Origin of the sequence: Variovorax sp. 160MFSha2.1 (assembly GCF_048305075.1) — a bacterium.
GTDB classification, from domain to species: Bacteria; Pseudomonadota; Gammaproteobacteria; order Burkholderiales; family Burkholderiaceae_C; genus Variovorax; species Variovorax guangxiensis.
The window spans coordinates 3,795,862-3,808,211 of sequence record NZ_CP157624.1; the positions used below are offsets into that span (position 1 = coordinate 3,795,862).

Genomic DNA, 12,350 nt, shown 5'->3' on the forward strand with positions numbered 1-12,350 from the left:
GTAAGTTGGTACCCGGAACGGGGGTCGAACCCGTATGCCCCGATTAAGGAAGCGGCGGATTTTAAGTCCGATGTGTCTACCAATTTCACCATCCGGGCGTCAGGTTGGACATCGACGATAACCCAAACAAAACAAGCCCCGGCAACGTCGGTTGGCGGGGCTTGGCGTTCGGGGTCGAATCTGTTTGAACCGAGAGAGTGGAGGCGCGATCCGGAGTCGAACCGGACTAGACGGATTTGCAATCCGTTGCATAACCGCTTTGCTATCGCGCCACGCAGAAATACGAAATCGAACTAGCGAAAAAAAGGGAAGCTGGAGCTTCCCTTTTTCAAAACTGGAGCGGGAAAAGAGTCTCGAACTCTCGACCTCAACCTTGGCAAGGTTGCGCTCTACCAACTGAGCTATTCCCGCGTTTCGAGCCTTGAAGTATATACCAATTTTTCAAGGTCCCGCAACTTTTGCGATCGTTCGATCAGTGTTTGACCGAACCTTCGGAAGCCGGAGCCGGCGTGCGCTGCTTGGCCAGTTCGGCCATGGCGGCGGCGGACGCAGCGACCTCTTCATCGGACAGCGGCTCAGGCGATTTCTCGAGAGCGATCTCGAGCACCTTGTCGATCCATTTCACCGGCACGATCTCGAGACCGTTCTTCACGTTCTCGGGAATGTCCTGCAGGTCCTTGGCGTTCTCTTCCGGAATCAGCACGGTCTTGATGCCGCCACGCAAGGCTGCCAGCAGCTTTTCCTTGAGGCCGCCGATGGCCGTGACCTCGCCTCGCAGCGTGATCTCGCCCGTCATCGCGACGTCGCTGCGCACCGGGATGCCCGTGAGCGCCGACACGAAGGCCGTCGTCATCGCGGCGCCCGCACTCGGGCCGTCCTTCGGCGTGGCGCCATCGGGCACGTGGATGTGGATGTCGCGCTTCTCGAACACCTCGTCCTTGATACCGAGGCGGCGCGAGCGGCTGCGCACCACGGTGCGCGCGGCCTCGACCGACTCCTTCATCACGTCGCCCAGCGAACCGGTGCGGCTGATCACGCCCTTGCCGGGCATGGTGACCGCCTCGATCGTCAGCAGGTCGCCGCCGACTTCGGTCCACGCGAGGCCGACCACCTGGCCGACCTGGTTCTGCTTCTCGGCCAGGCCGAAAGTGAACTTGCGCACGCCGAGGAAGTCGTTGAGGTTCGCGCCGGTGACCGTGACCTGCGGCGTGAGCTGCTTGAGCAGCAGGCCCTTCACCACCTTGCGGCAGATCTTCGACAGCTCGCGCTCGAGCGAACGAACGCCGGCTTCACGCGTGTAGTAGCGCACGATGTCGCGCACCGCTTCCTCGGTGACGGCGAGCTCGTCGTCCTTCACGCCGTTGTTCTTCATCTGCTTGGGTAGCAGGTACTTGATCGCGATGTTGGTCTTCTCGTCCTCGGTGTAGCCCGAGAGGCGGATGACTTCCATGCGATCCAGCAGCGCCGGCGGGATGTTCATCGAGTTCGAGGTGGCGACGAACATCACGTCGCTCAGGTCGAAGTCGACTTCCACGTAGTGGTCGCCGAAGGTGTGGTTCTGCTCGGGGTCGAGCACTTCGAGCAGAGCGCTCGACGGGTCGCCGCGGAAGTCCGTGCCCAGCTTGTCGATCTCGTCGAGCAGGAACAGCGGGTTGCGCGTGCCGATCTTGCTCAGGCCCTGCAGCACCTTGCCCGGCAGCGCGCCGATGTAGGTACGGCGATGGCCGCGGATCTCGGCTTCGTCGCGCATGCCGCCCAGCGCCATGCGGGTGTACTTGCGGCCGGTCGCCTTGGCGATCGACTGCCCCAGCGAGGTCTTGCCCACGCCCGGAGGCCCCACGAGGCACAGGATGGGCGCCTTGACCTTGTCCACGCGCTGCTGCACCGCGAGGTACTCGAGGATGCGGTCCTTGACCTTCTCCAGGCCGTAGTGGTCGGCGTTGAGCACCGCCTCGGCGTTGGCCAGGTCGTGCTTGATCTTGGTCTTCTTGCTCCAGGGCAGGCCGACCAGCACGTCGATGTAATTGCGCACCACCGTGGCCTCAGCCGACATGGGCGACATGAGCTTGAGCTTCTTGAGCTCGCCCTCGGCCTTCTTCAGGCCTTCCTTGGACATCTTCGCGAGCTTGATCTTCTTCTCGATCTCCTCGATGTCCGCGCCCTCTTCGCCTTCGCCGAGCTCCTTCTGGATGGCCTTGACCTGCTCGTTGAGGTAGAAGTCGCGCTGGTTCTTCTCCATCTGGCGCTTCACGCGCCCGCGAATCTTCTTGTCGACGTTGAGGATGTCGACCTCGCGCTCGAGCTGGCCGAACAGGTTCTCCAGGCGCGACTTGACGTCGTCCAGGTCGAGCACGGCCTGCTTGTTGTCGAGCTTGAGCGGCAGGTGGGCGGCGATGGTGTCCGCGAGGCGGCCCGGATCGTCGATGCTCGAGATCGAGGTGAGGATCTCGGGCGGAATCTTCTTGTTCAGCTTGACGTACTGGTCGAACTGCTGCATCACCGCGCGGCGCAGCGCCTCGACCTCGGTGCCCTTCTCGCCGCCTTCGGGCGCCTCCACGGGCGTCACGTTGGCCGAGAAGTGGGTCTCGCCGTCATCGATGCGGTTCACGCGGGCACGCTGCTGGCCCTCGACCAGCACCTTCACCGTGCCGTCGGGCAGCTTGAGCATCTGCAGGATGGTCGAGACGCAGCCGACCTCGAACATGTCCTCGACGGAGGGCTCGTCCTTGGCCGCGGCCTTCTGGGCCACCAGCATGATGCGGCGCTCGGCCTCCATGGCCAGCTCGAGAGCCTTGATGCTCTTGGGGCGACCCACGAACAGCGGAATCACCATGTGAGGAAACACAACGACGTCGCGCAGCGGCAGCAGCGGCAGGTCGAGGGCTTCGGGGGGCAAGGGGGTGTGGCCAGACATGCAAATCCTTCGCGTCTTTGGCTTTAAGCCTTTTTCGCCGCTTCGCGGTACACGAGCAGCGGGGGCTTGTTTTCGTCGATGGTCGATTCCTCGACCACCACCTTGTCGACATTGGTCGCGTTCGGCAACTCGAACATGGTGTCGATCAGCGACTGTTCAAGGATCGAGCGCAAACCGCGCGCACCGGTCTTGCGGGCCAGCGCCTTGCGGGCGATGGCCTTGAGTGCCGCCGGACGGATCTCGAGGTCCACGCCTTCCATCTGCAGCAGCTTGGTGAACTGCTTGACCACCGCGTTCTTCGGCTCGGTGAGGATCTGCACCAGCGCGTCCTCGCTGAGCTCGGCGAGCGAGGCGACCACGGGCATGCGGCCCACGAGTTCGGGGATCAGGCCGAACTTGATCAGGTCCTCGGGCTCCACTTCGCGGAACACTTCCGTGAGGCTACGCTGCTGCTTGCTCTTGACCGAAGCGCCGAAGCCAATGCCCGAGGCCTCGGTGCGGTTTTCGATGACCTTCTCCAGGCCCGCGAACGCGCCGCCGCAGATGAACAGGATGTTGGTCGTGTCGATCTGCAGGAAGTCCTGGTTCGGGTGCTTGCGCCCGCCCTGGGGCGGCACGCTGGCCATGGTGCCTTCGATCAGCTTCAGCAGCGCCTGCTGCACGCCCTCTCCCGACACGTCGCGCGTGATGGAAGGGTTGTCGGACTTGCGCGAGATCTTGTCGATTTCGTCGATGTAGACGATGCCGCGCTGCGCGCGCTCCACTTCGTAGTTGCAGCTCTGCAGCAGCTTCTGGATGATGTTCTCGACGTCCTCGCCGACATAGCCGGCCTCGGTCAGCGTGGTGGCGTCGGCCATCACGAAGGGCACGTCGAGCATGCGCGCCAGCGTCTGCGCCAGCAGCGTCTTGCCCGAACCCGTGGGGCCGATCAGCAGGATGTTGCTCTTGCTGAGCTCCACGTCGTCGCCCTTGGCCTTTTCCTTGTGGCGCAGGCGCTTGTAGTGGTTGTAGACGGCCACCGACAGCATGCGCTTGGCCGGCTCCTGGCCGATCACGTAGTTGTCGAGGTTGGCCTTGATCTCCAGCGGCGTCGGCAGGTCGCTACGCGCCTCGCGCGCTTCCTCACCCGCCGGGAGTTCGTCGCGGATGATCTCGTTGCAAAGGTCGATGCACTCGTCGCAGATGAAGACCGAAGGGCCCGCGATCAGCTTCTTGACCTCGTGCTGGCTCTTGCCGCAGAACGAGCAATAAAGCGTTTTTTCGCTGGAGGAGCCTTTTTTATCGGCCATGGACATTTGCCTCGTTACAGGGTAGGGACAATGATAACTAAACAAAAACGGCGTTTCCCGTGTGGAAAACGCCGTTTCTTGCCATTTGGCGCCCTCGGCGCCGGCGTTCAACCGCGCTTGGCGACGACCTGGTCCACCAGGCCGTAGTCCTTGGCCTCGTCGGCCGTCAGGAAATAGTCTCGTTCGGTGTCGGCCTTGACCTTTTCCAGCGGCTGGCCGGTGCGTTCGGCCAGGATGCGGTTCATCTGGTCCTTGGTGCGCAGGATGTCGCGCGCGTGGATCTCGATGTCGGTCGCCTGGCCGCGTGCGCCGCCGAGCACTTGGTGGATCATGATCTTCGAATTGGGCAGCGAGAAGCGCTTGCCCTTTTCACCCGCCGCCAGCAGGAAGGCGCCCATGCTGGCCGCGAAGCCCAGGCACATGGTCGACACGTCGGGCTTGATGAACTGCATGGTGTCGTAGATCGCCATGCCGGCGCTCACGCTGCCGCCCGGGGAGTTGATGTAGAAGGAAATGTCCTTGTCCGGGTTCTCGCTCTCGAGGAACAGCAGTTGGGCCACCACGAGGTTGGCGGTTTGGTCATTGACCTCGCCCACCAGGAAAATGATGCGCTCCTTGAGAAGGCGCGAGTAGATGTCGTAAGACCGCTCGCCGCGGCCCGACTGCTCGATGACCATCGGGATCATGCCGAGGGCCTGGGTTTCCTGTGCGCTCATGAATTTGCTCTCCGAGAAATGGGATCGTTCGCTGTGTCTGAACTGTACGCCTGAGTGAAATGGGGCTCGTGCCGCAAAGCACAAGCCCCATCGGCGTAGCGGGCGGCTTGGGAGATCAGCCTTGCTGCTGAGCCATCAGTTCGTCGAACGAAACCGACTTTTCGTTGACCTTGGCCTTGCCCAGCACGAAATCGGTCACGTTGTTCTCGATGACCACGGCTTCGACCTCGGCCAGGCGGTTGTTGTCGCTGAAGTACCAGCGCACCACGTCGGCCGGCTTTTCGTAGCTGGCGGCCAGCTCGTCGATGTGGGCCTTGATCTGCTCGGGCTTGGCCTGCAGGTTGTTGGCACGCACCAGTTCGGCCACCACAAGGCCCAGGCGCACGCGGCGCTCGGCTTGCGGACGGAACACTTCGTCGGGGATCGGAGCCTTGTCGGCGTCCTTGATGCCGCGCTGCTTCAGCTCGGCGCGGGCGCCTTCGACCATGCGGCTGACTTCCGACTGCACGCTGGCGTTGGGCAGGTCGAGCTCGGCGTTGGCCACCAGGGCGTCCATCACGGCGTTCTTGTTGCGCGCCAGCAGGCGGAACTTCACTTCGCGCTCGAGGTTGCGCTTGATGTCGGCGCGCAGACCTTCGACGGTGGCTTCGGCGATGCCGAGCGACTTGGCCAATTGCTCGTTGACTTCGGGCAGGTGCGAGGCTTCGATCTTCTTCACGGTGACCAGGAAGTCGGCCTGCTTGCCGGCCACGTCCTTGCCGTGGTAGTCGGCCGGGAACGACAGCGGGAAGGTGCGGCTGTCGCCCGACTTCATGCCGCGCACGGCATCTTCGAATTCCTTGAGCATCTGGCCTTCGCCGACGACGAACTGGAAGTCTTCGGCCTTGCCGCCCTGGAAGGGCTCGCCGTCGATCTTGCCTTCGAAGTCGACCGTCACGCGGTCACCGTCCTGGGCCACGGCGTCTTGCGCGCGCTGGGCGAAGGTACGGCGCTGCTTGCGCAGGATGTCCAGGGTCTTGTCGATGGCGTCTTCGCCGACTTCGGCCGACAGCTTCTCGACTTCGGCGCCCGACAGGTCGTTGATCTTGACGTCGGGGAACACTTCGAAGACGGCGTCGAAGGCCAGTTCGCCTTCGGGTGCGTCTTCCTTCTCGGTGATGCGGGGCTGGCCGGCGACACGCAGCTTGGCCTCGTTGGCGGCTTGCGAGAAGGCTTCGCCGACCTTGTCGTTCATGACTTCGTAGTGCACCGAGTAGCCATAGCGCTGGGCCACGACGTTCATCGGCACCTTGCCGGGACGGAAACCGTCCATCTTGACGGTGCGCGCAAGCTTCTTGAGGCGCGAATCGACTTCGGACTGGATGGTGCCGACCGGCAGGGTCAGCGTGATCTTGCGTTCGAGCTTCTCGAGAGTTTCAACGGTCACGGTCATGATGTCTTCCTGGTAAGGGGGCTGTTGCGCGGGGCCTGCGTCTTTTTACCGATACAGATCAAGGACTTGCACGCGCTAGCGGGATTTATGCGGAGGCACACGCGTGCCGCCTGCAAAACTGGGCAACCCATGATTCTAATCGGCTGGAAGCACCGGTTTTGGCGGGGCCGCACCCGGCAGCGGTGGAGATTGCATGCCGCGCCCCGATCCGCGGCCGATTTCGCCCTTACAGTGGCTGCGATTCGACATTTCCCTCAGGAGCGAATACCCATGCTCTTCCAGCGACTGCTTGCCGCCCTCACCCTCAGCTTCAGCCTGCTTCTTGCGTTCGGCGCGCCCTCGCCCGCGCTGGCCAAGACCGCCGCAGCGCCGGCGGCGACCAAGGAGCCGACGATCCAGCAGATCTACGAAGCGGCAAGCAACGGCCGGATGGCCGATGCCGAAGCGATGATCGCGAAGGTGCTGAAGAACCATCCGAAGAGCGCGAAGGCCCACTACGTGCACGCCGAGCTTCTCGCGATGAAGGGCAAGCTCGACGATGCCAGGGACGAACTGGCGCTGGCCAAGGAGCTCTCGCCGGGACTCAAGTTCGCGAAGGCCGAATCGGTCGCGAAGCTCGAACGCAAGCTGGAGAAGCCGGCCGAGGTGAAGGCCGAGCCACCGCCGCCCGCCCCCAGCCCGGCTGCGGCGCCTGCCCCGTCGGCATCCGACAGGACAGACAACGGCGCGTCATCCGGCTCGATCCCTTGGGGTCCGATCGGCATAGTGGCCCTGTTCGTCGTCGCGTACGTGGCCTTCCAGCAGCGCCGCCGCGCCACCACCTTCGACGTGCCTGCCGCCGCCGGGGGCAGCTCCACCAGGTTCTCCAGGCCCACGAGCGATTCGTCGATGGGCTACGGCAGGATGGATGACAGCAGGGACTACAACACCCCTCCTCCCGCTCCCAGCCAGGGGCCGGGCATCGGCGGCGCACTGGCCGCCGGGGCGGCTGCCGGCGTTGGCGCGGTGGTCATCGGCGAGCTGCTGCGCCACATGAACGACCGCTCCGACGAGCACCGGGGCAACACGATCAACATCTTCAACAACCACCGCAGCCACGACAGCGGCAACGATCGAATGGGCAGCAGCCTCTGGCCTTCGTCCGACCCGGAGCCCGACCGGCAGGTCGACCGCAGCTTCGTGGACAACAACTTCGGCATCAGCGACACGAGTTCGTGGGACGACTCGAGCAGCAGCTCGGACAGCGGAAGCAGCGACAGCAGTAGCAGCAGCGACTGGTGAAGAGAGAAAAAGAAAAAGCCCCGTTCCTTGCGAAACGGGGCTTCATCACTGCTCGATAGATCAGGCTACATAGCAGGGCTGGTGCGCGGGGCCGGACTCGAACCGGCACGTTCTTGCGAACGTCAGGACCTAAACCTGGTGCGTCTACCAATTTCGCCACCCGCGCGATGCCAATCTTTTTTCAGGTGAATGCAAAAGCGGACGGGCTTTTCGCACCACGGATTCCCGTGGGCCAAAGACCATCCGCTTGAAATCGGTTAGCCAGCGATTTTAAACGCTAATTGGGGCCGCTTCCGGCTCGCGCTTCACACGGAATGCGGCGGCATACATCGCCGGCAACGCCAGCAGGGTCAATACCGTTGCCACGATCAGCCCGCCCATGATGGCGACGGCCATCGGCCCCCAGAACACGCTGCGCGACAGCGGGATCATCGCCAGTACCGCCGCGGCCGCGGTCAGCACGATGGGCCGCAGGCGGCGTACAGCCGACTCCACGATCGCGTCCCACGCCGGCACGCCCGCCGCGCGGTCGAGCTCGATCTGGTCGATCAGGATCACCGCGTTGCGCTGGATCATGCCCATCAGCGCGATCACACCAAGCAGTGCGACGAAGCCGAAGGGCCGGTTCAGCACCAGCAGCGCGCCCGCCACGCCGGCGATGCCCATCGGGCCGGTAATGAACACCAGCAGCGAGCGGCTGAAGCTGTGCAGCTGCAGCATCAGCAGCGTGAACACCAGGAACAGCATGATCGGCACGCCCGCCACGATGGAGGCCGAGCCCTTGCTGCTTTCCTCCACCGCCCCGGCTACCTCGATGCGGTAGGCGCCCTGCCCGGCCGCGACCCAGCCGGCTTCCAGCTCGCGCAGCTTCGGCAGCAGCTGATCGGTCACGGTCGCGCCCTGCAGGCCCTCGACCACGTCGCCCTGCACGGTGATGGCGTAGTCGCGGTTCTCGCGCCACATCACGCCCGGCTCCCAGGTGAACACCGGCTTGGCGATCTGCGTGAGCGGGATCGAGCGACCCGAGGCCGTCGGTATGTAGGCGTTGCCGATGTCCGAGATGGCCTGGCGCTCGTCGGGCGCCTGGCGCAGCACGATGTCGATCAGCAGGTCGTTCTCGCGGTACTGGCCCACGGTGGTGCCGCTGAACATGGTCTTGGAAGCCTGCGCGATGGCCTGGCTGGTCACGCCGAGCGCGCGCGCCTTGGCCTGGTCGATCTCGAGGCGGATCACCTTCACCGATTCGTTCCAGTTGTCGTTCACGCCGCGCATGTTGGCGTTGTCGCGCAGCACGGCCTTCACCTCGTCCGCATGGCCGCGCAGCAGCGCCGGGTCGGGGCCGATCACGCGGAACTGCACCGGGTACGGCACCGGCGGCCCGTTGGGCAGCAGCTTGACGCGGCCGCGCACCTCGGGGAATTCCTGCGCCAGCACCTGGGGCAACTTGATGCGCAGGGTCTCGCGCACCTTCAGGTCCTTGGCCAGCACGATCAGCTGCGAGACGTTGGTCTGCGGAAACACCTGGTCCAGCGGCAGGTAGAAGCGCGGCACGCCGGAGCCGATCCAGGTGCTGACGGTGCTCACGCCGGCCTCCTGCATCACACGCTTCTCGACGCGCCTGGCCACTTCCTCGTTCGCGGTGAACGAGGTGCCCTCGGGGAACCAGAGGTCGACCAGGATTTCCGGCCGGCTCGAATCCGGGAAGAACTGCTGCTGCACCTTGCCCATGCCGACGATGCCCAGCGCGAAGATCAGCACCGTGGCGCCGATGGTCATCCAGCGGTGCTGCACGCACCAGTTCACCGAGCGGCGGAAGGCGTTGTAGAACGGCGTGTCGAAGAGCTCGTGCGGCGGCGCGTTCGCGTCGTGCGGCTTCACCTTGAGCAGCAGCGTGCCGAGATAGGGCACGAAGTACACCGAGACGATCCACGACAGCACCAGCGCGATCACCGTCACCGCGAAGATGGCGAAGGTGTACTCGCCCGTCACCGACTTGGCGATGCCGATCGGCAGGAAGCCCGCCGCGGTGATGAGCGTGCCCGTGAGCATCGGCTTGGCCGTCACGTCGTAGGCGAAGGTGGCGGCGCGGACCTTGTCGTAGCCCTCCTCCATCTTCCGCACCATCATCTCGACCGCGATGATGGCGTCGTCCACCAGCAGGCCCAGCGCGATGATGAGCGAGCCCAGCGATATCTTGTGCAGCCCGATGCCGAAGTAGTTCATCGCCAGGAAGGTCACGGCCAGCACCAGCGGAATGGTGATGGCCACCACCAGGCCCGGGCGCATGTCGATGTACCAGCCGAAGCGCCCGCCCTTGTGCAGCCCGAGCGAGATGATGCTCACGGCCAGCACGATGGCCACGGCCTCGATCAGCACGCCCACGAACTCGTTCACCGAACTCGCCACCGCCACCGGCTGGTCCTGCACCTGCGCCAGCTTCACGCCGGCCGGCAGCCGCTGCCCGATGGTCACGGCGGTCGCCTTCAGCGCCTTGCCCAGTGCGATGATGTCGCCGCCCTTGGCCATCGACACGCCCAGGCCGATCACTTCCTTGCCCTGGTGATGCATCTTGACCGAGGGCGGATCGACATAGCCGCGATGGATGTCGGCGATGTCGCCGAGCTTGAGCTGGTTGCCCGAGCTGCCGCGGATGGGCATCTCGCGCAGCTGGTCTACGCTGGTGAACTGGCCGGCCACGCGCACTTGCACCACGTCGAGCGGCGACTGGATGGTGCCCGCGCTCTCGATGGCGTTCTGCGAGCCGAGCTGCGAGAGCACCGCGTTGAAATCGAGCCCCAGCTGCGCCAGGCGCTTCTGCGAGATCTCGATGTAGACCTTCTCGTCCTGCACACCAAACTGGTCGACCTTGGCCACGTCCTTCACGCGCAGCAGCTGCTGGCGCACGTCGTCGGCCAGCGTCTTGAGCTCGGCATAGCTGAAGCCGTCGCTCTCCAGCGCGTAGATCACGCCGTAGACGTCGCCGAAGTCGTCATTGAAGAACGGTCCCTGCACGCCGGCGGGCAGCGTGGCACGCATGTCGCCGATCTTCTTGCGCACCGTGTACCAGACGTTGGCCACCTCGGTGGACTTCGACGAATCCTTGATGTTGAAGATGATCTGAGACTCGCCGGGCTTCGAGTAGCTGCGGATCTTGTCGGCGTACGGGGCCTCCTGCAGCGTGCGCTCGAGCTTGTCGGTGACCTGCTCGGCCACCTGCTGCGCGGTGGCGCCGGGCCAGTAGGTGCGCACCACCATCGCGCGGAAGGTGAACGGCGGGTCCTCGTCCTGCCCGAGCTGGAAGTACGCGAACGCGCCCAGCACCATCAGCACCACCATCAGGTAGCGCGTGAGGGGCGCGTGGTCCAGCGCCCATTTGGAGAGATTGAAGCCGGAGGGCTTGTCGTTGGGGTTCGCCGCGCCGCCGCTCATTTGGCGGCACCCGCTGCGATCTCTTTGTTCGTCGCCGCGACAGCCGTGACGGGCTGGGCCGACTCCTTGGCACCTGCGTTGGCGGCGGCCGCGGCCGCCTCGCGAGACTGGTAGATGGTGACCTTCTGCCCCGGCGACAGCACATGCACGCCGGCGGCCACGACCATCATGCCGGGCGAGATGCCGCCGGCGATCACGGCTTCATTGCCGTCGGCGGTGGCCACCTGCACGGGCTGCGAGCGCACCGTCATCGTCGACTTGTCGAGCACCCACACCGACGTGCCCTTGCCTTCCTGGCGCAGCGCGCTGGTCGGCAGCTTCATCACCGTGGCACCCGCGTGCGCCAGCGCCTGGGGACGCGCATAGACCGTGGCGCCCAGAGGGGGCGCGGTAGCGGCGTCGATGGAAACCTTGACCGAGTAGGTGCGCGTGACGGCATCGGCGCTGGCCGCCACCTCTCGCACCTGGCCCTGCAGTTCATTGCCGCCGGACCAGCCGCGCACCGTGACGGGCGAGCCGGTCTTGATCAGCGTGGCGCGGTCTTCAGGCACCGCGAACACCACGTCGCGCGCGCCGTCCTGGGCGATGCGCACGACCGGTGTGCCGGCCTGCACGACCTGGCCGGGCTCGGCCTCGATGGCGGTGACGATGCCGGCCACGTCGGCCACCAGCGTCGTGTAGTTGGCCTGGTTGCCCTGCGAGGCCAGTTGCGCCTGCGCCTGCTCGAGCTGGGCCTGCGCGGCCTTCCAGGTGGTTTCGCGGCGCTCCAGCTCGGCGCCGCTGATGAAGTTCTGCGACCGCAGTTCGGTGTAGCGCTTGAGGTCTGCAGCCGCGAGGTCACGATTGGTCAGCGCCGCGGCCTGCTGGGCCCGTGCGGCTTCGGCGGCAAGGCGGTAGTCCTGCGGATCGAGCTGGGCCAGAACCTGCCCGGCCTGCACATGCTGGCCGAGTTCGGCCTGACGCTTGGTGATCTTGCCCCCTACGCGAAAGCCCAGGCGCGATTCGACGCGAGCTCGCACCTCGGCCGAGAACTCGGGCTGGGCATCGAATTCGCTAGTCCCCACGGTCACGAATTTGACCGCGCGCACCGGGTCTTCGGCCGCAGGCTTTGGAGAGCAGCCGGCCAGCAGCACGGCGGGAAGCAGCAGCCAGGCGGCGCTGCGCACACGGAACGGAGAGACGGTGGAGGCGGTCATGAGACACCCTGGTAGGACGAACCCGGGCCATTACTGACCCACTGGTTAGTAATCTAGGGTAAACGTGAACCAGTGTCAATGACCCGTTGGTCA

General features: G+C 64.9%; 7 protein-coding genes and 4 tRNA genes. 1 reads left to right on the forward strand and 10 read right to left on the reverse strand.

What is annotated here, in order from left to right; translation table 11 throughout:
* Positions 1-6: 6 nt before the first annotated feature.
* The 7 genes from ABL838_RS17185 to tig all read right to left on the reverse strand — a co-directional run bounded on the left by ABL838_RS17185 (position 7) and on the right by tig (position 6,351).
* Positions 7-98: transfer RNA gene (locus ABL838_RS17185), tRNA-Leu, on the reverse strand.
* Positions 99-198: 100 nt separating this feature from the next.
* Positions 199-272 (reverse strand) — tRNA-Cys (locus tag ABL838_RS17190).
* Positions 273-335: 63 nt separating this feature from the next.
* Positions 336-411: transfer RNA gene (locus ABL838_RS17195), tRNA-Gly, on the reverse strand.
* A 61-nt stretch (positions 412-472) separates the two neighbouring features.
* Positions 473-2,914 (reverse strand): endopeptidase La, encoded by a 2,442-nt coding sequence (gene lon, locus ABL838_RS17200; RefSeq protein ID WP_184637425.1) that lies wholly within the window; start codon positions 2,912-2,914, stop codon positions 473-475.
* Positions 2,915-2,937: 23 nt separating this feature from the next.
* Complete coding sequence (clpX, locus tag ABL838_RS17205; protein WP_126023916.1) at positions 2,938-4,203, reverse strand: ATP-dependent Clp protease ATP-binding subunit ClpX; 1,266 nt, start codon at positions 4,201-4,203, stop codon at positions 2,938-2,940.
* 107 nt (positions 4,204-4,310) lie between these two features.
* Positions 4,311-4,919 carry an ATP-dependent Clp endopeptidase proteolytic subunit ClpP gene (clpP, locus tag ABL838_RS17210; RefSeq protein ID WP_126023915.1) on the reverse strand — a complete coding sequence of 203 codons (609 nt, stop codon included), beginning with the start codon at positions 4,917-4,919 and terminating at the stop codon, positions 4,311-4,313.
* A 115-nt stretch (positions 4,920-5,034) separates the two neighbouring features.
* Entirely contained in the window at positions 5,035-6,351 is a 1,317-nt protein-coding gene (gene tig / locus ABL838_RS17215; protein ID WP_184637423.1) for a trigger factor, read from the reverse strand.
* 270 nt (positions 6,352-6,621) lie between these two features.
* Between tig and ABL838_RS17220 the strand changes: the two genes are divergently transcribed.
* Complete coding sequence (locus ABL838_RS17220; protein WP_418121261.1) at positions 6,622-7,632, forward strand: tetratricopeptide repeat protein; 1,011 nt, start codon at positions 6,622-6,624, stop codon at positions 7,630-7,632.
* 79 nt (positions 7,633-7,711) lie between these two features.
* Here ABL838_RS17220 and ABL838_RS17225 read toward each other — a convergent pair.
* From ABL838_RS17225 to ABL838_RS17235, 3 genes are all read right to left on the reverse strand, one after another.
* Positions 7,712-7,798, reverse strand: a tRNA-Leu gene (locus tag ABL838_RS17225).
* A gap of 104 nt (positions 7,799-7,902) precedes the next feature.
* Positions 7,903-11,061: an efflux RND transporter permease subunit gene (locus tag ABL838_RS17230; protein WP_369661998.1), complete on the reverse strand. Its 3,159-nt coding sequence runs from the start codon at positions 11,059-11,061 to the stop codon at positions 7,903-7,905.
* Complete coding sequence (locus tag ABL838_RS17235; protein ID WP_126023911.1) at positions 11,058-12,257, reverse strand: efflux RND transporter periplasmic adaptor subunit; 1,200 nt, start codon at positions 12,255-12,257, stop codon at positions 11,058-11,060. Before ABL838_RS17235 ends, ABL838_RS17230 begins: the two co-directional genes overlap by 4 nt.
* Between the last annotated feature and the right edge of the window lie 93 nt (positions 12,258-12,350).

Coding starts and splice junctions, on each gene's coding strand:
- lon (WP_184637425.1), bottom strand. CDS start 2,914: ATGTCTGGCCACACCCCCTTGCCCCCCGAAGCCCTCGACCTGCCGCTG.
- clpX (WP_126023916.1), bottom strand. CDS start 4,203: ATGGCCGATAAAAAAGGCTCCTCCAGCGAAAAAACGCTTTATTGCTCG.
- clpP (WP_126023915.1), bottom strand. CDS start 4,919: ATGAGCGCACAGGAAACCCAGGCCCTCGGCATGATCCCGATGGTCATC.
- tig (WP_184637423.1), bottom strand. CDS start 6,351: ATGACCGTGACCGTTGAAACTCTCGAGAAGCTCGAACGCAAGATCACG.
- ABL838_RS17220 (WP_418121261.1), top strand. CDS start 6,622: ATGCTCTTCCAGCGACTGCTTGCCGCCCTCACCCTCAGCTTCAGCCTG.
- ABL838_RS17230 (WP_369661998.1), bottom strand. CDS start 11,061: ATGAGCGGCGGCGCGGCGAACCCCAACGACAAGCCCTCCGGCTTCAAT.
- ABL838_RS17235 (WP_126023911.1), bottom strand. CDS start 12,257: ATGACCGCCTCCACCGTCTCTCCGTTCCGTGTGCGCAGCGCCGCCTGG.